Consider the following 20,514-nt stretch of genomic DNA (forward strand, 5'->3'; position numbering starts at 1 on the left):
GGTGGGGTCGCCACCGGTACACCGGTCGGTCAGCCGCGGGCCCCTGGGTCCCGGGGCCACGCGCATTCGCGGAACATCGTGACAGAGGCCATACCCCACTTCCAAGACCCTCCTCGATGTCACCACCCGCGGAGGATCCTCCGGACCTCGTGTCCGGGGACGGGCGATCGATCATCCCGCACGGTACACCACGCGGCCGTCCAGCATGGTGAGCCAAGCGCTGGCCCGCGCCAGGTCGTCCGGATCCGCCGCCTCGATGTCCCGGTCGAGCACCACCAGGTCGGCGAGCTTGCCCGGGGTGAGCGAGCCGATTCGGTCCTCCATGCGGAGCGCGTACGCGGCGTCGATGGTGTGGGCGCGCAGCGCCTCGTCGAGGGTGATGGCCTGGTCGGCCCCGATGGGCCCGCCTTCGCGGGTGCGCCGCCGGATCGCGTTGGCGATGGTCTCCATCGGGCGGAGCGAGGAGACGAACGAGTCGCTGGAGAGCACCGGCCGCAGGCCCGCGTCGATCTCCTCCCGCATCGGCTGCAGGCGGTGCGCCCGCTCGGGCCCGAGCCGGCGGATGAGGTCGGTGCCGCTGTCGTAGAGGAAGTTGGGCTGGTTGACCGGGATCACGCCGAGCGCGGTGAACTCGCGGATCTGCTCCTGGGTCGGGTAGCCGCAGTGCTCGATGCGGGGCCGGGCGTCGTCCCCGCTGACCGCGACCGCGGCCTTGATCGCGTCCAGGGCGTAGGACATGGCGAGGTCGCCCTGGGTGTGGATGCCGACCTGCCAGCCGGCCCGGGCGGCCCGCCGGACCAGCTCGGTCAGCCGCTCGGGCGCGTGGTAGGTGTACCCGGTGAACTGCCCGTGCTCGCCGTACGGCTCGCGGAACAGGGCGGTGCCGCCGAGCAGGGTGCCGTCGGCGTAGAACTTCATCGCCCCGAAGCGGAGCCGGTCGTCGCCGAACGGCCCGGCGAGGCCGATCGCGGCGAGGTCGTCGAGCATGTGGGAGAGCGGCATGCAGACCGTGCGCACCGGGAGCGTGCCGGCCGCGTGCGCGGCCCGGTAGATGGTGAGCTCGCGCCGGGAGACCTGCGGGTCGCAGACCGTGGTCACCCCGGCGGACAGGTAGGTCTCCCCGGCCGCGGCGAGCCAGGCGAGGAGCTGCTCGGCCGGGAGGTCGGTGTGGAAGTTCGGGCCATGGCAGCCGATGTCCACCGCGAGCGGCAGCAGCAGCTCCATGGCCGAGTCGAGCACCATGCCGGTGAGCCGCCCGCCCTCGTCGCGGACGAACTTCCCACCGGGCGGGTCGATGACGTCGTCGGTGATGCCCCGCAGGGCGAACGCGGCGGAGTTGACCACCGCCTGGTGGCCGGAGACGTGGTACACGATCACCGGGTGGTCGGTGGTCGCCTCGTCGAGCCGCCGCATGGTCGGGCGGCCCTCGGGATACTTGGCGTCGTCCATGCCGAACGCCCGGATCCACTGGCCGGGCGGGGTGACCGCGGCCTCGGCCGCGATCACCTCGACGAGGTCGGCGACGCTCGCGACCCGGGGGTAACGGGCGTCGACCGAGGCCAGGGACTCGGCGGTGGACAGCAGGTGGTTGTGCGGGTCGATGAATCCGGGGACCACGGTGCGCCCGCCGGCATCGATCACCTCGGCGTCCGGGCCGGCCGCGGCCCGGACCTCGTCGGCGCGGCCCACGGCGAGCACCCGCCCGTCCCGTACGGCGACGGCCTCCGCGGTGGGCGTGGCGGGGTCCATGGTGCGGACCCGGGCGTTGGTGACGACGATCGACGGCAAGGTCTCCTCCTCGGAACGGTCGCGTGCCAAAGGCGGTCGAGGGCGGGCGGGCAGGCCGGTGCGGGCCTGGTGCCGGTCAGGACAGGGCGTGCCCGGGCACCGCCGGTTGCGGTACGGCGTCGCGGTGGCGCGGCGCGAAGGCCAGGCAGACCAGGCTCAGCACGCACATGGCGATGAGCAGCAGGATCGCGGGGACCGGTCCGCCGCCTCCGGCCTTGACCAGCGCGGTGGCCGCGAGCGGGGAGAGCCCGCCGAAGACCGCTCCGGCGACCTGGTAGGCGAGGGACATCGCCGTGTACCGCACCTTCGGGGCGTACATCTCCGCCAGCAGGGTGGCGATCGGGCCGTAGGTCGCGGACATGGCGAGCCGCATCGCGCCGAGCATCAGGAAGATGAGGAACGCGTTGCCCGATCCCATGACCATGAACTGCGGGAACGCGAGCAGCGCCACGGCGGCGAGGCCGATCGCCACGACCCGGCGGGTGCCGAACCGGTCGCCCAGCCAGGAGACGCCCAGGGTGGCGACGAGCTCGACGAACGAGGCGAAGCTGAGGCCGTTGAGCACGAGCTGCTCGGACGCGCCGACCTCGGGGCCGGTGGAGTAGGCGAGCAGGAACGTGGTGGCGATGTAGTAGCCGCCGATGGCCACGGGGAGCGTGCCGATGCCGAGGAGGATGGTCCGCCACGAGGTGCGGAGCGCCTCCTTGATCGGCAGGGCGACGGGCTTCTCGGCGAGCACCTGCCGGAAGACGGGCGACTCCTCGACGCGGAGCCGGATGAACAGGCCGACGAGCACGAGCACGGCCGAGGCGAGGAACGGGATCCGCCAGCCCCAGGTACGGAGCACGTCGTCCCCGGCGGCGGTGACGAGGCTGAACGCCCCGGTGGCGAGGAGGGCTCCGGCGGGGTTGCCGAGCTGGGCGAAGCCGCCGAAGAAGGTCCGGTTCTTCTCCGGGGCGTGCTCGACCGCCATGAGCACGGCGCCGCCCCACTCGCCGCCCACGGCGAGCCCTTGCACGACGCGGAGGGTCACCAGGGCGATGGGCGCGAGCACGCCGATCGTCTCGTAGGTGGGGAGCAGCCCGACGAGGAACGTCGCCACGCCCATCATGAGCAGGGTGACCACGAGCGCCGACTTGCGGCCCACCCGGTCGCCGAAGTGGCCGAAGACGATCCCGCCGAGGGGGCGGGCGAAGAACCCGACGGCGTAGGTGGCGAACGACGCCATGAGGGCGACCAGCGGGTCCGTGGACTCGGGGAAGAACAGGTCGCCGAAGATCAGCGCGGCCGCGGTCGCGTAGACGTAGAAGTCGTACCACTCGATCGTGGTGCCGACGAACGCTGCGATGGCGGCGCGTCTGGGCGCGCCGGCGGAGTGGGGGGTGCGTCCGTCCATATGGTCCGTCCTCCGGTCAGCTTGGTTGCTGCGACCTTAAGACGGAACAAACCACCGTTATCATGTACAAATCGCCCTGCCGTTCTGTTATCAAAGTGCGGTTTGCACCGGGCGCGCCACCCCCGGGGAACGCCATGCCGCTGACCGTCGCCGACGTGCTCGCCATGCCGAACCTGGAGCTCCGGCTGCTCGCGGGACGGGACGGCCTCACCAACCAGGTGCGGTGGGCGCACGTGACCGAGCTGGCCGACCCGGTCCCCTGGCTGCGCGGCGGTGAGCTGGTGATGACCGTCGGCCTCGGCCTCTCCGCGGACCCCGGGGAACAGGTCGCGTACGTCGGCCGGCTGGCCCAGGCCGGGTGCGCCGGCCTCGCCTTCGCCCTGGACGAGCGGCTCTCGGCCGTACCCCCGGCGGTGCTGGAGGAGGCGGACCGCCGCGCCTTCCCGGTGCTGGAGGTCACCGGAACCACCCCGTTCATCGCGGTGGCGGAGGCCGTGGCCCAGTGGCACGCGGACGAGCGGATCCGCGGCGAGCGGCGCACGGTCGCCGCGCAGGAGGCGATGGCCCGCGCCGCGGTCCGGGGCGGGGCGCCCGGCATCCTCGGCGCGCTCGCCGCGCACACCGGCGGCGAGACCCTCCTCCTCGATCCCCGCGGCCGGATGCGCGCCGCCCGCCCCGACCTGGACCGGGACTGGCACGCCACCGCGATCGCGGCCGTGGCCGGCGGTACGGCCGACCGGCGGCGGGCCATCGCGATCGACCAAGGCGAATGGGTGCTGTCGCTGCAGAGTCTCGGCTTCTCCGGCCCGCCGCGCGGCTGGCTGGCGCTGTGGTGCCGGGGCCCGCTCGAGTGGCACGTGCGCATGCTCGCCAACCAGGCGGCCTGCCTGCTCGCGATCGAGCTGATCGGCGCGCACCGCACCCGCGCCCGGGCCCACGCGCAGCGGGCCGCGCTGCTCGCCAGCGTGCTCGACGCCGATCCCGCGTCCCGGGCCTCGGCCGCCGAGCGGCTGGCCGCGGTCTGCCCGGTGGTGGCGCCGCCGTACGAGGTGATGGTGGTCCGGGCCCGGGACGGCGCGCACGCCGCGCTGGCGGACGCGGCGCTCGACGCGCTCGCCGACGTGCTCGGCGACCCGGCCACCGAGGAGCTGACCTTCGTCTGCCCGCGCCCGGACGGGCTGGTGCTCGTGGTCCCCGAGTCGTCGCCCCGCCACGGCCCCGCCCTCTACGACCGGATCGCGGCGGTGGCCGGCCGGGAGGTCGCCGCGGGGGCGTGCCGGGCGAGCGGGCTGGCCGAGATCGCCACCGCGGTCACTCACGCGGCCGCGATCGCGGCCCGCGGCCGGGGGTACGGCCACGTGGACGACCTCGAGCCGTGGGCGCTGCTGCGCGACGCGCTCGACCCCGCGGGCGCGAGCCGGTTCGCCGAGGCGGTGCTCCAGCCGCTGCGCGAGCACGACGCCCAGCACGGCACCGCCCTGGTCTCCACGGTGCACACGTTCCTCGACTGCGGCCAGAACCTGGAGCGCGCGGCCCGGCGGCTGCGGATCCACCGCAACACGCTCCGCGGCCGGCTGCGGACCGCGGAGCGGGTCTCCGGCAGGTCCCTCGACGACCCGCGGCACCGGCTGGAGCTGTGGCTCGCGCTGTCTCTGGGCGAGCTGGTCCCACCGGGGCGGCAAGGCTGACCCGGGCGGCCGGATACCCTGGCTGCGACACCGGAAACCGCTACGGGAGGACCACAGTGGCGCGCGTCATCGTGGACGTCATGCTGAAGCCCGAGATCCTGGACCCGCAGGGCCAGGCGATCGCCCGGGCGCTGCCCCGGCTCGGCTTCACCGGCGTCACCGACGTACGGCAGGGCAAGCGGTTCGAGCTCCAGCTCGACGGCCCGGCGGACGAGGCCGCCCTCGCGCAGGTCCGGAAGATGGCGGAGACCCTGCTCGCCAACACCGTGATCGAGGACTTCGCGATCCGCGTCGAAGACTGACTCCCGGCCCACCTGCCCCGGCATTTCCCTATATATGGATCTATCGCCCGTAACCGGGGTGATTCCGTGTGCAGGGCGAATCCTGGCGGGATCCTTACCGGGACGCGGATGCTCGGCGATTAGCACGGAACCACCGGGGAAGCCTAGGTGAAGGCTCGTTTCCGAGGGGTTCCGTTTGAACATCGAATTCTCGCTCGTCATGCCGCGGGATCCCATGGGCATTCCCATGGTCCGGCGCATGGTCCGGAGCCTGCTCCGCGCGCTCGGCGTCGCCGAGGAGTGCGCCTCCGACATCCTGATCGCCACCTCGGAGGCCTGCACCAACGCGGTACGGCATGGCGATCCGGCCACCCGGTACGAGGTGACCGCCAGGATCCACGACGAGCGCTGCGAACTGCACGTCGCCGTGGAGGACCGCGGGCCCGGGCTGCCCGCGCTTCCCCGGAGGCAGCCGCCCGCCGACGTGGAGAACGGCCGGGGCATGCTCATCATGCGCACCGTCATGGACGACGTGTCGTACGAGGTGGCGCCCGGCCGGAGCACCGCCGTACGGCTGAGCAAGCGGCTCGCGTGGGAGAAGGACGCGCTCGCCCCGCACCTGGCCCGCCTCTGCTGCCGCTGCCGGGACGGCGAGCGCTGCGCCGCGGTCTGACCGCGCACCCCGATCCACGCCCAGGCCGGCACCGCGGCCTGACCGTGCCGCGCCCGCCACGCCCAGTGGGCGTCTGACGAACCCGACGCGCCCCGAATCCATGGCCGGATGAGCACCGCGGCCTGAGCGCGCCGCGGCCCCGGTCCGCGGCCGGCGGGCTGGTTCCCCGGCTCGGATAGTCTGAGGTGTGCCGCCACACACCGCCGCCGGCGCAGGCCGCCGGTGGCGTGCGCTGCCGAGGAGAGGCCGAGGAGAGTTCGTGAAGGGGAGAGCCTCATGAGTGCGCGGGTAGGCGTCGTCACCTTCCCCGGCACACTCGACGATCAGGACGCCGCGCGAGCCCTGCGGCTGGCCGGCGCCGAAGTGGTGCCCCTGTGGCACGCCGAACGCGACCTCAAGGGAGTCGACGCGGTCTTCCTCCCCGGAGGCTTCTCCTACGGGGATTACCTCCGCTGCGGGGCGATCGCCCGGTTCGCCCCGATCATGGAGGAGCTGATCCCGGCGGCGAAGAGCGGGTTGCCCGTGCTCGGCACCTGCAACGGCTTCCAGATCCTGTGCGAGGCGCACCTGCTCCCCGGTGCGCTCACCCGCAACCAGAACCTGCACTACATCTGCCGCGATCAGCGCATCCGGGTGGAGAACACCCGCACCGCGTGGACCTGCGACTTCGAGCCCGGCCAGGAGCTGCTGCTCCCGATCAAGCACGGTGAGGGGCGGTACGTCGCCGACGAGGAGACGCTCGCCGAGCTCGAGCGCGAGGGCCGGGTCGTCTTCCGGTACGCCGGGGGCAACCCGAACGGCTCGCTCAACGACATCGCCGGCATCACCAACGAGGCCGGCAACATCGTGGGCCTCATGCCCCACCCCGAGCACGCGGTGGAGGAGCTCACCGGAGCGCCGAGCGTGGACGGGCGAGGCTTTTTCACCTCGATTCTGAAGAGGCTGGTGAACGCGTGACCCTCGACACGGTCGAGCGTGCGGCGCAGACCCCGGACGAGCCGCAGCCGTACGCCGAGCTCGGCATGAAGGACGACGAGTACCAGCGGGTCCGCGAGATCCTCGGCCGGCGGCCGACCAGCGCGGAGCTGGCGATCTACTCGGTGATGTGGAGCGAGCACTGCTCCTACAAGTCGTCCAAGGTGCACCTCCGGCAGTTCGCCACGAAGGCCCCGAAGTGCGACGCGCTGCTCGTCGGCATGGGGGAGAACGCCGGGGTGGTCGACATCGGCGACGGCTGGGCCGTCACCTTCAAGATCGAGTCGCACAACCACCCCTCGTACGTGGAGCCGCACCAGGGCGCGGCCACCGGGGTCGGCGGCATCGTCCGCGACATCCTCTCCATGGGCGCCCGCCCGATCGCGGTGATGGACTCCCTGCGGTTCGGCGGGGCCGACCAGCCGGACACCAAGCGCGTGCTGCCCGGGGTCGTCGAGGGCATCAGCTCGTACGGCAACTGCCTCGGCCTGCCGAACATCGGCGGCGAGGTGGTCTTCGACCCCTGCTACATCGGCAACCCGCTCGTCAACGCGCTCTGCGTCGGCCTGCTCCGCAAGGACCAGATCAAGCTCGCCACCGCGCCCGGCCCCGGCAACAAGGTGGTGCTGTTCGGGGCGCGGACCGGGGCGGACGGCATCGGCGGCGCCTCGGTGCTCGCGTCGGCCACGTTCGACGAGGAGTCGCAGGCCAAGCGCCCCGCGGTGCAGGTCGGCGACCCGTTCATGGAGAAGCTGCTCATCGAGTGCTGCCTGGAGCTGTTCCAGGCCGGCGTCGTGGTGGGCATCCAGGACCTCGGCGCGGCCGGGATCTCGTGCGCCACGACCGAGATGGCCGCCAAGGGCGCGGGCGGCATGCGGATCGACCTCAACCTCGTCCCGCTGCGCGACCCCACGCTGCGGCCCGAGGAGATCCTGATGAGCGAGTCCCAGGAGCGCATGATGGCGATCGTCGCTCCGGACGACGTCCCGGCGTTCCTGGCGATCTGCGAGAAGTGGGACGTGCCGGCGACCGTGATCGGCGAGGTCACCGACACCGGCCGGCTGGTGATGACCTGGGACGGCGAGGTCATCGTCGACATCCCGCCCGGCACGGCCGCGAACGAGGGCCCGGTCTACGAGCGCCCGCTCCGCGAGCCCGCCGGCCAGGCGGCGCTCAACGCCGACGGGCCGGAACGGCTGCCGCGCCCGGCCGACCTGCGCGAGACCCTGCTCACCCTGCTCGGCTCGCCGAACCTCGCCTCCAAGGAGTGGGTCACCTCCCAGTACGACCGGTACGTGCGGGGCAACACCGTGCTCGCCCAGCCGGCCGACGCCGGGGTGCTCCGCATCGCCGAGGCGCTGCCGGGCGCCGAGCCGACCACCCGGGGGATCGCGCTCGCGGTCGACGGCAACGGCCGGTACGCGAAGCTCGACCCCTACGCCGGGGCGCAGCTCGCGCTCTCCGAGGCGTACCGGAACGTCGCGGTGACCGGGGCGCGGCCGCTCGCCGTCACCAACTGCCTCAACTTCGGCTCCCCGGAGGATCCGGAGGTCATGTGGCAGTTCGCCGAGGCGGTGCGCGGGCTCGCCGACGCCTGCCAGACCCTCGGGGTCCCGGTCACGGGCGGCAACGTCTCGTTCTACAACCAGACCGGCTCCACCGCGATCCACCCGACCCCCGTCGTCGGGGTGCTCGGCGTGATCGAGGACGTGAGCAAGCGGATCCGGCACGGCTTCACCGCCCCGGGCCTGCGCGTGGCCCTGCTCGGCGAGACCCGGGAGGAGTTCGGCGGCTCGGAGTGGGCGCACGCCATCCACGGCCACCTCGGCGGCATGCCCCCGCAGGTGAACCTCGCGGCCGAGCGGGCGCTCGCCGAGGTGCTGGTCGCCGCGGCGGCCGCGGGCCTGGCCGAGGGCTCGCACGACCTGTCCGACGGCGGCCTCGGGATCGCGCTCGCCGAGTCCTGCCTCGCCCACGGCATCGGCTGCTCGGTCGAGCTCCCCGGTGGCGACCCGTTCGTCGACCTGTTCAGCGAGTCGGTCGCGCGGGCGCTCGTCTGCGTGCGCCCGGAGGCGCTCGAGGAGTTCACCCGGCTCTGCGCGCGGTACGAGGTGCCCTGCCAGGTGCTGGGCACCACCGGCGGCGGCTCGCTCTCCGTCGAGGGGGTCTTCGAGATCGCGGTCGAGGAGCTGCGCGAGACCCACGGCCGCACCCTCCCGGCCATCTTCGGCTGAGGCTGAGGCCCGCCGCGTACTCCGCGGCCCGCCTGCTCCCATCGGCCGGGCCCTGATGGCGCGCGTGCGGTGCCGCTGACGAACCGGAGCCTCCGGGAGCCGCCGGGCACCCACAGAACAGGCGCTGGAAAGGACGAGGGCCGGAGGACGCTCGCCCTCCGGCCCCGTCCCGGACGCGCGGGTCAGTTGCCGACGCAGATCACGTACATGGTGCCTTCGACGCTCGTGCCCCTGATCTCCCAGCCGACCGGCTTGCCGCCGCTGATGACCGGGGCGCTCGTGGTGACCTCGCCGACGACCGAGGTGCCGGAGAAGCCGCCGCCCGTGGCGTACAGCCCGTTACCGCACTGCAGGGTCTTGGAGCCGCCGACCAGCCCGAACTTGAACGACGCGGACTTGTAGGTGATGGTGGCGACGCCGTCCCGTCCGGGCGGGCCCTGCGGGCCGGGGTCACCCTTCTCGCCCTTCGGCCCCTGCGGACCCTGAGGACCCTGCGGGCCGCGGTCACCCTTCTCGCCCTTGGGGCCCTGCGGGCCCTGCGGGCCGGGATCGCCCTTCTCGCCCTTAGGGCCCTGCGGCCCCTGGGGACCCTGAGGACCCTGCGGACCGCGCGGGCCCGGGTCGCCCTTCTCACCCTTGGCGCCGATGCCCGCCGGCCCCTGGGGACCGGTCTTGTTCCAGTAGGTCTTGTACTCGGTCGGCTTGCAGGTCGTGGTCTTCTTGACGATGCGCACGTAGCCCGTCTTCTTGGCCACGCACGCGTAGACGATGTTGCTGGAGCTGGCGGCCGACGACGCCGTGGCCACGCCTCCCACCGTGACCAAGGCTGCGGCGAGCGCGCCCACCGTGACGATCTTGACTGTGCGCCGGCCTCCCGGCGACCTGACGATCACGAGATATCCCTTCCGAGAAGAGAGGCTAGAGAAGAGAGACATGGCCTTGTGGCCAATGTGAAGGACGTTTTTAGGCTTGTTCGGGATTACTCGTGTTATGTCACGGATGTGCATCTTGGCGCTTTGTCAAGCAGCCGGTCAGCTCTCCCAGGGGCGCTCCCGGGCCGCGCTCATCACCGGTGGGCCGTTCTGACCTCTCTCATCCGACGGTGGGCGTCCTGACCCCTCCGGCGGCGCACGGCACCGGCGGGCGGGCCACGGCCGGTCTGCGCTTCGCCGGCGGCCGCCCGGCCCCGCACCCCCGGGCGCCGGTGAGTTCGGCGACAATGGGCGGGTGCCGCCACGGAGGAGAATCGACGCGGAAAGGCTCCGAGAGGCCCTCAACGCCCAGCTCGCCGCGCTCGGCGCGCCACCGTTCGACGGCCCCGACGACGCGGCGGCCGACGCCTGTGCCGAGGCCGTGCTGCGGGCGTACACCGCCGGGCTGACCCCGGTGCGGGACGCGGCCCGCTTCGCCGTACGCCACCTGCTCGACGAGCTCGCCGCCCGGGCCCCGGGGCGGGCGGTGGAGGTCCGGGTGCCGCCGTTCGCCGCGGTGCAGTGCGTGGCGGGGCCCCGCCACACCCGGGGCACCCCGCCCAATGTCGTCGAGACGGACCCGCGGACCTGGCTGGAGCTCGCCACCGGGCGGCTCTCCTGGTCCGCCGCGCTCGCCGAGGGCCGGGTCTCGGCGAGCGGCACGCGGGCCGACCTCTCCGGTCTGCTACCGCTGCGCCAGACCGCTCACTGATGGCGGCTGAGCACGTCCATCACGCAGTCCCGCAGACGGTCCGGGTCGGACGAGATCGTCTCGTCGAGGAGGCAGGCGTCGAGGCCGGTCGAGGTCAGGTAGTGGTACAGGAACACCGCGAAGGCGACGGCCCCGACGAAGGTGCACACGCTGAGCACCAGGCCGGCCACCGCCTGACCCTTGCCGGAGTTCTTGGCGATCCCCGCGATGCCGAGGATGAAGGCCACGATCGCGAAGAGCACGCCGATGCCGCACAGCGGCAGCAGGACCAGGCCGCAGATGCCGAAGATCAGGGCCGCCGTGCCGACCCCGGCGCCCGGCTCCGGCGGCCGCGCCGGCGGCATCGGGGGCAGACCTCCGGTCCCCGGGGCCGGGCCCCCGTACGGCCCCTCGTGCGGCGCCCAGCCGTACGGCTGCTGCGGCCCGGACGGGGGCGGCGGGAACCGGGGATCGTCGGCGGGAGGGGTGTGCTCGGGTGTCGTCACGCAGACCTCCAAGGGAGAACGTCGATGACGCGGGGATCGCCCGGCCCGCTCACCCGGCGGGCCGATGGCCGGTGTACTACGCCGAATGTCCCGGCAAGACCGGGTTCGACCATTTCCATCGCGCAAATAGACTCGGGTACGTGTTGAAGGGCGACGGCCTGCTCGGCCATGACCTCGATCCCGAGGACCGCGCACCGAAGGACGCGTGCGGCGTCTTCGGCGTGTGGGCGCCGGGAGAGGATGTCTCCAAACTGACCTACTACGGCCTGTACGCGCTACAGCATCGCGGCCAGGAATCCGCGGGCATCGCGGTGAGCGAAGGCAGCCGCATCCTCGTCTACAAGGACATGGGGCTCGTGGCCCAGGTCTTCGACGAGCCCATCCTCCGGACGCTCCGCGGCCACCTCGCCATCGGGCACTGCCGCTACTCCACGACCGGGTCGAGCGTGTGGGAGAACGCGCAGCCCACGCTCACCTCGACCGCCCAGGGCGGGATCGCGCTCGCCCACAACGGCAACCTGATCAACACGGCGAGCCTCGCCAAGCGGCTTCCGCCCGGCGCCATCAAGGCGACCACCGACACCGAGGTGCTCACCGCGCTGCTCGCCCAGGACTCGAGCCGGCCGATCGAGGACGTGGCGGCCGAGCTGCTCCCCGAGGTGAAGGGCGCCTACTCCCTCGTCTGGATGGACGAGACCACGCTGTACGCCGCCCGGGACCCCCAGGGCATCCGCCCGCTCGTGCTCGGCAAGCTCGAGCGCGGCTGGGTGATCGCCTCGGAGACCGCCGCCCTCGACATCGTCGGCGCGGTGTTCATCCGCGAGGTCGAACCGGGCGAGCTGATCACCATCGACCAGCGCGGGGTGCGCTCCCGCCGGTTCGCCCTCGCCCGGCCCAAGGGCTGCCTCTTCGAGTACGTCTACCTCGCCCGGCCGGACACCTCGATCGCCGGCCGCGGCGTCTACGCCACCCGGGTCGAGGTGGGCCGCGCGCTCGCCCGCGAGCACCCGGTCGAGGCCGACCTCGTCATCCCCACGCCCGACTCCGGCACCCCGGCCGCCATCGGGTACGCCCAGGAGAGCGGCATCCCGTACGGCCAGGGCCTGGTGAAGAACTCCTACGTCGGCCGCACGTTCATCCAGCCGTCGCAGACCATCCGCCAGCTCGGGATCCGGCTGAAGCTCAACCCGCTGCGCGAGGTGATCAAGGGCAAGCGCCTGGTCGTGGTCGACGACTCGATCGTGCGCGGCAACACCCAGCGGGCCATCGTCGCCATGCTCCGTCAGGCCGGCGCCACCGAGGTCCACGTGCGGATCTCCTCGCCGCCGGTCACCTGGCCCTGCTTCTACGGCATCGACTTCGCCACCCGGGCCGAGCTGATCGCCGGATCGCTCACGGTGGACGAGATCTGCCAGTCCCTCGGCGCCGACTCCCTCGGCTACGTCTCGCTCGAGGCGCTCACCCAGGCGACCACGCTCCCCGCCGACCGGCTCTGCCGGGCCTGCTTCACCGGGGAGTACCCGATCCCGCTGGAGGAAGGGGAGCGGGTGGACAAGCACGTGCTGGAGGCGCAGGCATGACCAGCTACGCCGAGGCCGGGGTCGACATCGCGGCCGGAGAGCGCGCCGTCGAGCTGATGAAGTCCCGGGTGGCCCGTTCCCGGCGGCCCGAGGTGATCGACGACCCCAGCGGCTTCGCCGGGCTCTTCGACGCATCGGCGTTCCTCCGCTACCGCAAGCCGCTCCTCGCCACCTCGACCGACGGGGTCGGCACCAAGGTCATGATCGCCCAGCGGCTGGACAAGCACGACACGATCGGCATCGACCTCGTCGGGATGGTCGTCGACGACCTCGTGGTCTGCGGGGCCGAGCCGCTGTTCATGACCGACTACATCGCCTGCGGCAAGGTCGTGCCCGAGCGCATCGCCGAGATCGTCGGCGGCATCGCCGAAGGCTGCCGGATCGCCGGGTGCGCGCTCATCGGCGGGGAGACGGCCGAGCACCCCGGCGCGATGAAGCCGGACGAGTACGACCTGGCCGGCGCGGGCACCGGGGTGGTGGAGGCGAGCGAGCTCCTCGGCCCGCACCGGGTCGTCCCCGGGGACGTGGTGCTCGGGATGGCGTCGAGCGGCATCCACTCGAACGGGTACTCGCTGGTCCGCCACATCATCGCCACCGCCGGGCTCCGGCTCGACCAGGAGCTGCCCGAGCTCTCCCGGACCCTCGGTGAGGAGCTGCTGGAGCCCACGCGGATCTACGCGCCGCACTGCCTCGCGCTCACCCGCGAGGTCGACGTGCACGCCTTCGCCCACATCACCGGCGGCGGCCTGGCCGCGAACCTCGCCCGGTCGCTGCCCGCCACGGCGGACGCCCTCCTCGACCGCGGCTCGTGGACGCCTCCCGCGATCTTCCAGGTGCTCGCCGGGTACGGCAAGGTGCCGCAGGCGGAGATGGACAGGACGTTCAACCTGGGCGTGGGCATGTGCGCGATCGTCCCGGCCGACCAGGCCGATCGGGCGGTGGAGCTGCTCAACGGGCAGGGCGTCCCCACCTGGGTGCTGGGCGAGGTCGTCCCCGGCTCGGGCGAGGCGCGGTTCCGTTAAGGCGAGCCCGTCGGCGGATCGGTGAGCCCAGGCGCTCCCCGGCCCTTCCGGGCGACCTTGGCCGGCGACGATCAACGCGTGGGGGATTCGCCGGCGACGCCGTGCCCGGCCGGTGAGGCCACCCGTTCGCGAGGCCGCATCGCAGCACAGCCCTGCACTCCCCGGTTCCGGACGGCTCCGGGTGACGATGCTCTGCGACGGCTCCCCTTCTGGGTCCGTCGGCGAGGTCGTCCTCGGCCGGGTGAGGCCCGATTCCGCTCGGGCGGGCCCGGTGGTGCGCACCGGGGTGGGATCTCCGCAGAACCGGGATCAATGAACGCGCTCGGGGTTCCGCCGGTGGCGTCTCCGCACCACGGGGGACGCCCGGGTTTTCCCGCTGCGAGGCCCGTGCCGCGGCGTGTTCGTGCTTCCAGGGGTTCTCGGCTGCTCCAGGGGCTAGATCGGCGTGTGGAACGTCCCGCGGTTCCGCGGGGCCGTCCCGGCAACGGGAGGCCGGCCGGAGCGTGGCCGGCATGGATCCGAGGAGCCCGGTGCTCCCCTGGCGCCGCCGAACGCTCTGGGCTGATCTGATCGGCCGGCGGTTCCGCCGACTCCGGGACTCCTCCCGTTATCGCCATTCAGCTCGGCACGGCCGTCTTCGCGGCGCACGCGGCTCGGGCCCGTCCCGCGCCGCCGCGAGGCCCGGTCTCGGTGGGCACACCCGCCGCACCCCTTCGCCCACCGGTACGCCGCAGGGGTCGTGGGCCGCATGGGCCCTGGAGCGTGCACGGTCAGGCCAGGGCGGCTGTGGCTCGGAGGACGCTGATGCTCAGGACAGCCCTGCGGCAGAGGGCGCAAGGCCCGGTGAGGGTGGCGCTGGGAGGGTGGCTCCTGGGAGTTCCATGGATCTCCGCGTGGCGCGGGCGGAGCCGCCCGGTCGCGTGGCCGCGGTCTGGGAGATCACCGCATCGGAGGTGGCCGGGCCCGAAGATCGGCAGGGCTCGGCGGAGCAGAGGAATCAGGAGAAGCGAGCAGAGGGAACGCATGGCCGCTTCCGGGTCCCCGGGACCCGGCGGCCGGGCGGTGCGGGCCGTACCGTGCGGGGGACGGACACCCGCAGAGGGTGCATGGTTGAGCCGGCCACCCGGCGGGACTTGCGTCCCGCCGGGTGGCTCACAGGTCTGTCACCGACGGATCACTAGCGCCCACGCTGCCCGCTGTCGCCGGCTTCGTCGTCGTCCTCATCGTCGACGCCGTAGTCGGCGTAGCGGCGGGCCAGCTCTTCATAAGGGTCATGCTTCTTGCGGCCGGAACCCTCGTCCAACCCGAGTTCGACGCGCAGACGCTCAAGATCCGTGCCGCCGCTGTTGTACTTCAGCTGACGGGCGACCTTGACCTGCTTGGCCTTGGCTCGGCCGCGCCCCATTGGCTCGACCCCCTCATGCGGGGTCGTGCCCGACCCCTCGTCACTTACGCACCGCGCGCTGACGCCCTGACGTCAGGCGTCAGCCCCTTCGTTCCGTCTATTACCGTACCTGGTTTGTGCGCCGCTCGGTACGCCGTACGAGCGGCAACGTCAACTGCGGAGCCAAATGCCCCGAAGTCGACCGACTTCTGACATTCTTCGCTCAGCTAGCCTATCGGCTGCCACGCCCGGAGGCACGCCTTCCTCGGCGGCGAGCTCAAAGATCCTCAGCGTGGTGTCGAAGATCTTGGACGCCTTCGCCCGGGCGCGCGCCATGTCGAAGCCGTGGATCTCGTCCGCCACCTGGATCACGCCGCCGGCGTTCACCACGTAGTCCGGAGCGTAGAGGATGCCGCGCTCCGCGAGTTGCTTCTCCACCCCGGGGTGGGCGAGCTGGTTGTTCGCGGCACCGCAGACGATCTTCGCCCGGAGCCGGGGGGCGGTCTCGTCGTTGAGCGAGCCGCCGAGCGCGCACGGGGCGTAGATGTCGAGGTCCGCGGTGATGAGCTCCGCGGCGTCCCCCACCACCTCGACCGCCGGATGGCGCCGCCGTACCCGATCGATCGCCTGCTCGTTCACATCGCAGATCACCACCTCGGCGCCCTCCTCGATGAGGTGGTCGACGAGGCGGGCCCCGACCTTGCCGACGCCCTCGATGCCGACCCGCTTGCCCGCCAGCGAGGTGGTGCCGTAGCGGTGCCGGACGGCCGCGCGCATGCCCTGGAAGACGCCGAACGCGGTGAGGATGGACGAGTCGCCGGCCCCGCCGTACTCCGGGCTCCGGCCGGTGACGTACGCGCACTCCCGCGCGATGACGTCCATGTCCTCGCTGTACGTGCCCACGTCGCAGGCGGTGTAGTACCGGCCGCCCAGGGACTGGACGAACCGGCCGTACGCCCGCAGGAGCGCCTCGGACTTGTCGGTCTCGGGGTCGCCGATGATGACGGCCTTGGCGCCGCCGAGATCGAGCCCGGCGAGGGCGTTCTTGTACGCCATGGCCCGGGAGAGGTTGAGCACGTCGGCGAGGGCGGCCTGCTCGCTCTCATAGGGATAGAAGCGGGTGCCGCCAAGCCCGGGCCCGAGGGCCGTGCTGTAGATCGCGATGATCGCGTAGAGGCCGCTGCGCTCGTCCGAGCAGAACACGACCTGCTCGTGCCGCGGCTGGGTGGAACCGGTGGTGCCTACTGGGCCGGAATCCTTGTGGGGAAGCCCGAAGACGTCGGTCACGGTGGTGACTCCTGATCGCCTCTGCGCCGCCTCGGTGCGGCGGTTCGTCATCAGCTTAACGGCACTCCCCCATAATGATCTTGATATGCCCGCGGTACTGCACACGCCGATGGTCTCGTGGCACGATTCTGGGTGTGCTCCCCTATGCCGCCTATCTCCGCGTGTACGAGCCGCTGAGCGCGTTCCCCCCAGAGGATCGGGTCAGGTGGGCGAGGTATGCCGAGTCGAAGGATCGGCCGCGCCGGGCCCGGGCCTTAGAGGCGGAGCACGCGGAGTCCGTCCGGAGGCTGCTCGCCATTCCCCCGCTGCCGGCACCCGAGCGGGAGAGCCAGGACGCGTATCTGCGGCGGATCGGGGACACCCTCTACGTCTGCCCGTGGCAGGTGCGGCTGCGGTCGTGGCTCGCGTTCGCGGCGTTCCGGAAGAGCACCCCCGCCGAGCTCGCCGACCGGCTGGTACCGAGGGCGATCGCCGAGCAGACCGCGGACGACTTCGACCGGTTCAAGCGCACCGAGCGCTCGCTCCGCGTGCACATCCGGACATCCCGGTGGTACATCCCCACCCCGTGGTTCATCCCCTTCGACTCGGCGGAGCGCTGGCTCGTGCTCGGCTCCGAGCGGACGCCGCAGGGGTGGGACCCCGGCACCCCGACCACGACGGCGCCGCCGCGGAACATGCTCTACGTCACCTCCATGGCACAGGCGCGGCGCCGGGTGGCGAGGGCGTTAGCGATCATCCGGCGGCATGTGGGCCGGGTGAGCGCGCTCACGGAGGTGGAGGAGGTCGGCCGCTGGCTGGAGGAGTTCCACCCCCACTCCCTGGTGGAGCTCGACTACGGGGGCCTCGTCCACCTGATGGACGACCAGACCCTGGAGCGGGACCTCTCCGTCGCCGAGCTCGCCGCCGCCCTGGCCAGTTTGGACAACGGTCAGGAAGAGCTTGCTTACGCGATGTATCGGCGGGTGATTCTCCGCTGGAGAGCGATCCGCGCCCTCGAATCCGCAAACTGAGGGTAGATCACCGCGTCTGACCTGCTGCATCAGGTCACGGGATGTTCGATGTCACATCTACGAACTGACCAGTTTGCCGTTTTCACTGCGATACCACGAAACGTGTCGCTAGAATCACCGAGCGTGACAACAACCCGTGGTCGAGACGTTGTGCCCATAGGGGCTCGCCAATCGCACTGCGTGGTTGTATGGTCACATCAGGTGATGTCATAACTGATCCGGAAACCGCACGCTACGGATCAGGCGGCATCACCCGCCAACGCGCCAGACAAGTCGCAGGATCGCTGTCGCCGGTCCAACGGAGGAGAGGCCGCACAATGTCAGCTCGTACACCCGAGGCCGAGCCACTGCTCACCCCGGCGGAGGTCGCCACGATGTTCCGGGTCGACCCGAAGACCGTCACCCGGTGGGCCAAGGCGGGTAAGTTGACCTCCATCCGCACGCTCGGGGGTCACCGGCGCTACCGGGAGACGGAGGTCCGGGCCCTGCTCGCGGGCATACCGCAGCAACGATCCGAGTAACACCGGCTGCACCGCGTACGGGGGGAGCGACGCGCTCGCGTCGATGATGTGAGCGCGTCGACGCACATCCACGCCGGAGACATGTGCGAATGCGCCACGGCGTGGTGTGGCACGACGTGACGGGGCACGGCGCCGCCCGCCCGGCGCCGTCCGCCTATTCCCGCCGCCTTCATTTCCGCGCTTGCCGCCGCGTCCGTTCGCGCCACGCCCCGGATGGACAGACGCCCCCGAGCGGTTAATCGCCGGACAGCAGCCGCTCCAGGAGATGCGCCACCTGGCCGTCGTACCGCTCCGCGACCTGGAGCAGGGCGATCATATGGTCGACCAGCATGCGCTCGAGCGCGCCTCGGTCCATGTCCCGGTGCTCCAGCCAGTCGAGGCCGGCCGTCTCCACCGAGGCGATCCATGACCGGAGGGTCACCCGGAGCACCGGACCGGGCGTGCCGATGTGCATCCGGTTCAGGATGAGCCGGAGCAGGCGCTGCCGCACGCCGTCGACGATCTCACCGACCTCGCCCGAACGGTTCGCGGGCCCACCGCGGAGCAGCGCGGCGAAGCCCGCCGCGTGCTCCTCCACGAAATCGAAGTACGACTTCAGGCCGCGCGCCAGTTCATCGAGAGGCCGCAGCCGCACGTCGCCCGGGGGCCTGAGCCGCGCCTCCAGCTCCTCGGCCGCGCTGCGCAGCGCCGCCAGGTAGAGCTCCTGCTTACCCCCGAAATAGTGGTAGACGAGCGCTCGGGAGGCGCCGGCACGCGCCGCCACGTCGTCGATCGATACGTCCTCGGGGTCGCGCGTACCGAAGAGCTCCAAGGCGACCGAGATGAGCTCTTCCCGGCGCCGGTCCACGCTGAGCCTGCGCCGCACCCGCCGTGGCCCGCCATCCGCTTGGCGTGTCGCTTCCACACCTTTGAACACTAGCGGTCCGCTCCCCGCGATCGCCCGTGGCTCGCCCATGCCTCCGGGCCGCGGTGCCCGGCTCCCGGCACGCCCGGCTCCCGGCCCGCGGCCACCGGCGGCCGCCATGGGGTCAGCCGGCACGGGCTCACCCTTGCGGTGACCCGTTCACCGCGGTGGCTCGCTCACCCTCCATCGCCCATCACCCGGTGCCTCACTCAACTCACCGCTCCGTCGCTCACTCACCCCGGTGGCTCGCTCGGCACCGTCGCTCGGCTCGCCCACCCCGCTCGGCTCACTCCCCGCAGCCGGCTCAACCTCCGCGCTCGGCTGGACCCACGGCTCGCGCAACCCGTCCGGCGCGGAACGGCTGCAATTTCTCAACCCTGTCCGCCCTATGCCTCAAACCTGTGACGTTCCCGCGCCAGCCGTACCCTCGGGGCATTTCGTTCGTTTGGTGAGTCAGGTGCACATTACGCATCGTGGGGAGAACCATGACAGGACCGTCCACGCGGACTACGACCCGGAACGTCGGCGGCCCCCGGCCTGAGAGCGGGGCGTCCGATGGGTTCGGCCCACGGCCGCGCCCGACGATCCGCAACGTCGCCGAACGCGCCGGGGTGTCCAAGTCGCTGGTGTCCCTCGTGCTCCGGGGCTCCCCACATGTGAGCGAGCACCGCCGCGAGGCGGTGCTGCAGGCGGCCAAGGAGCTCGGTTATCGCCCCAACGCGGTCGCGCGCAGCCTGGTCGAGGGCCGCACCCACCTGGTCGGCGCGCTCGTGGCCGACCTGCACAACCCGTTCTACGCCGAGTTCCTGGACGGCCTGCAGGAGAGCCTCCACGGCGACGGGCTCCGGTTACTGATCGGAAGCGGCCGCTCGAACTCCGGATTCGAAGGCGACGCGGTCGAGGCGTTCCTCGAGCTGCGCGTCGACGGCCTGGTGCTGCTCGGCGTCGGCCCCGCCACCAGCACCCTCGCCGAGGCGGCCGCCTACACGCCGACCGTCGTGGTCGGGGAGCGCGATGTCGACGTCGAGGGCGTCGACGTGGTCGTCGTCGACGACGAGCAGGGGGCTCGGCTCGCCGTCGACCACCTCGCCGAGCTCGGTCACAAGCGCATCGCCCACATCAGCGGCACGCCGTCCTCGGCGGCCCGGCTCCGCTGCCAGGGCTACCGCGACGCCATGCGCGACCGCGGGCTCGAGCCGTACATCATGATCGAGAAAGGCGAGTTCACCGAAGAGGACGGGCGGCGCGCCGCGCTCGCCCTCCTGCGGCGGCCGGATCGGCCGACCGCCATCTTCGCCGCCAACGACATGGTCGCCCTGGGCGTGCTCAGCGCCGCGAGCGAGCTCGGCCTCCGGGTCCCGGAGGACCTGTCCGTGGTCGGCTACGACAACACCCACCTCGCCGCGATCAACCACATCTCGCTCACCAGCATCGAGCAGCCGCGCCGGCAGATGGGACGGACCGCCGCCGCCCTGCTGAGCGACCGGATCAGCGACCCGCGGAAGCGGGCCCGGATACGGCAGGTGCCACCGCGGCTCGTGGCGCGGCGCAGCACCGGCCCGGCACCAAGCGAGGGCTAAGGCTCCGTCAACCCCGGCCGTGC

18 protein-coding genes are annotated in these 20,514 nt (G+C 72.2%); 11 read left to right on the top strand and 7 right to left on the bottom strand.

Going from position 1 to position 20,514, the window contains the following annotated elements; all coding sequences use genetic code 11:
* Positions 1 to 171: 171 nt before the first annotated feature.
* Both TBIS_RS16580 and TBIS_RS16585 read right to left on the bottom strand, forming a co-directional pair.
* The gene (locus TBIS_RS16580) at positions 172 to 1,788 is read right to left on the bottom strand and encodes an amidohydrolase (RefSeq protein ID WP_013133556.1); all 1,617 of its coding nucleotides are present in this window, start codon (positions 1,786 to 1,788) and stop codon (positions 172 to 174) included.
* Between the two features lie 76 nt (positions 1,789 to 1,864).
* On the bottom strand, positions 1,865 to 3,184 hold the full coding sequence (locus tag TBIS_RS16585) for an MFS transporter (protein ID WP_013133557.1): 1,320 nt from the start codon (positions 3,182 to 3,184) through the stop codon (positions 1,865 to 1,867).
* 134 nt (positions 3,185 to 3,318) lie between these two features.
* Here TBIS_RS16585 and TBIS_RS16590 point away from each other — a divergent pair, with 134 nt between their 5' ends.
* The 5 genes from TBIS_RS16590 to purL all read left to right on the top strand — a co-directional run bounded on the left by TBIS_RS16590 (position 3,319) and on the right by purL (position 9,035).
* Complete coding sequence (locus tag TBIS_RS16590) at positions 3,319 to 4,872, top strand: PucR family transcriptional regulator (RefSeq protein WP_013133558.1); 1,554 nt, start codon at positions 3,319 to 3,321, stop codon at positions 4,870 to 4,872.
* Between the two features lie 56 nt (positions 4,873 to 4,928).
* Positions 4,929 to 5,174, top strand: a complete 246-nt coding sequence (gene purS / locus TBIS_RS16595; protein ID WP_013133559.1) for a phosphoribosylformylglycinamidine synthase subunit PurS — start codon at positions 4,929 to 4,931, stop codon at positions 5,172 to 5,174.
* A 175-nt stretch (positions 5,175 to 5,349) separates the two neighbouring features.
* Entirely contained in the window at positions 5,350 to 5,826 is a 477-nt protein-coding gene (locus TBIS_RS16600; protein ID WP_013133560.1) for an ATP-binding protein, read from the top strand.
* Positions 5,827 to 6,102: 276 nt separating this feature from the next.
* Positions 6,103 to 6,783, top strand: a complete 681-nt coding sequence (gene purQ, locus TBIS_RS16605; protein WP_013133561.1) for a phosphoribosylformylglycinamidine synthase subunit PurQ — start codon at positions 6,103 to 6,105, stop codon at positions 6,781 to 6,783.
* Entirely contained in the window at positions 6,780 to 9,035 is a 2,256-nt protein-coding gene (gene purL / locus TBIS_RS16610) for a phosphoribosylformylglycinamidine synthase subunit PurL (protein ID WP_013133562.1), read from the top strand. Before purQ ends, purL begins: the two co-directional genes overlap by 4 nt.
* A 182-nt stretch (positions 9,036 to 9,217) precedes the next feature.
* Here purL and TBIS_RS16615 read toward each other — a convergent pair whose 3' ends face one another.
* The gene (locus TBIS_RS16615) at positions 9,218 to 9,928 is read right to left on the bottom strand and encodes a hypothetical protein (RefSeq protein WP_206771186.1); all 711 of its coding nucleotides are present in this window, start codon (positions 9,926 to 9,928) and stop codon (positions 9,218 to 9,220) included.
* A gap of 334 nt (positions 9,929 to 10,262) precedes the next feature.
* Here TBIS_RS16615 and TBIS_RS16620 point away from each other — a divergent pair, with 334 nt between their 5' ends.
* Positions 10,263 to 10,718, top strand: coding sequence for a sterol carrier family protein (locus TBIS_RS16620; protein WP_013133564.1), 456 nt, complete (start codon positions 10,263 to 10,265; stop codon positions 10,716 to 10,718).
* On the opposite strand, the gene TBIS_RS16625 is transcribed toward TBIS_RS16620, so the two are convergent.
* Positions 10,712 to 11,203 carry a DUF4190 domain-containing protein gene (locus TBIS_RS16625; RefSeq protein ID WP_148231553.1) on the bottom strand — a complete coding sequence of 164 codons (492 nt, stop codon included), beginning with the start codon at positions 11,201 to 11,203 and terminating at the stop codon, positions 10,712 to 10,714. The two genes, TBIS_RS16620 and TBIS_RS16625, sit on opposite strands and share 7 nt — an antisense overlap.
* Positions 11,204 to 11,343: 140 nt before the next feature.
* Here TBIS_RS16625 and purF point away from each other — a divergent pair, with 140 nt between their 5' ends.
* Complete coding sequence (purF, locus tag TBIS_RS16630; protein ID WP_050760568.1) at positions 11,344 to 12,783, top strand: amidophosphoribosyltransferase; 1,440 nt, start codon at positions 11,344 to 11,346, stop codon at positions 12,781 to 12,783.
* A complete protein-coding gene (gene purM / locus TBIS_RS16635) occupies positions 12,780 to 13,805 on the top strand; it encodes a phosphoribosylformylglycinamidine cyclo-ligase (RefSeq protein ID WP_013133567.1) in 1,026 nt (341 codons plus the stop codon). The genes purF and purM overlap by 4 nt, the downstream gene beginning before the upstream one ends.
* Positions 13,806 to 14,982: 1,177 nt before the next feature.
* Here purM and TBIS_RS16645 read toward each other — a convergent pair.
* Both TBIS_RS16645 and TBIS_RS16650 read right to left on the bottom strand, forming a co-directional pair.
* Positions 14,983 to 15,210: a DUF3073 domain-containing protein gene (locus TBIS_RS16645; RefSeq protein WP_013133568.1), complete on the bottom strand. Its 228-nt coding sequence runs from the start codon at positions 15,208 to 15,210 to the stop codon at positions 14,983 to 14,985.
* Between the two features lie 150 nt (positions 15,211 to 15,360).
* A complete protein-coding gene (locus tag TBIS_RS16650) occupies positions 15,361 to 16,476 on the bottom strand; it encodes a Leu/Phe/Val dehydrogenase (RefSeq protein WP_013133569.1) in 1,116 nt (371 codons plus the stop codon).
* A gap of 134 nt (positions 16,477 to 16,610) precedes the next feature.
* On the opposite strand from TBIS_RS16650, the gene TBIS_RS16655 reads away from it, so the two are divergent.
* Positions 16,611 to 17,486: a DUF8083 family protein gene (locus TBIS_RS16655; protein WP_013133570.1), complete on the top strand. Its 876-nt coding sequence runs from the start codon at positions 16,611 to 16,613 to the stop codon at positions 17,484 to 17,486.
* Between the two features lie 317 nt (positions 17,487 to 17,803).
* Positions 17,804 to 18,007 carry a developmental transcriptional regulator BldC gene (gene bldC, locus TBIS_RS16660; protein ID WP_013133571.1) on the top strand — a complete coding sequence of 68 codons (204 nt, stop codon included), beginning with the start codon at positions 17,804 to 17,806 and terminating at the stop codon, positions 18,005 to 18,007.
* A 235-nt stretch (positions 18,008 to 18,242) separates the two neighbouring features.
* Here the strand turns inward: bldC and TBIS_RS16665 are convergent, their stop codons facing one another.
* Positions 18,243 to 18,911 (bottom strand): TetR/AcrR family transcriptional regulator, encoded by a 669-nt coding sequence (locus TBIS_RS16665; RefSeq protein ID WP_242384283.1) that lies wholly within the window; start codon positions 18,909 to 18,911, stop codon positions 18,243 to 18,245.
* Positions 18,912 to 19,396: 485 nt separating this feature from the next.
* Here TBIS_RS16665 and TBIS_RS16670 point away from each other — a divergent pair, with 485 nt between their 5' ends.
* Positions 19,397 to 20,491, top strand: a complete 1,095-nt coding sequence (locus TBIS_RS16670; RefSeq protein WP_013133573.1) for a LacI family DNA-binding transcriptional regulator — start codon at positions 19,397 to 19,399, stop codon at positions 20,489 to 20,491.
* Positions 20,492 to 20,514: the final 23 nt, after the last annotated feature.

This window comes from Thermobispora bispora DSM 43833, assembly GCF_000092645.1.
In the GTDB taxonomy this organism is placed as follows: Bacteria; Actinomycetota; Actinomycetes; order Streptosporangiales; family Streptosporangiaceae; genus Thermobispora; species Thermobispora bispora.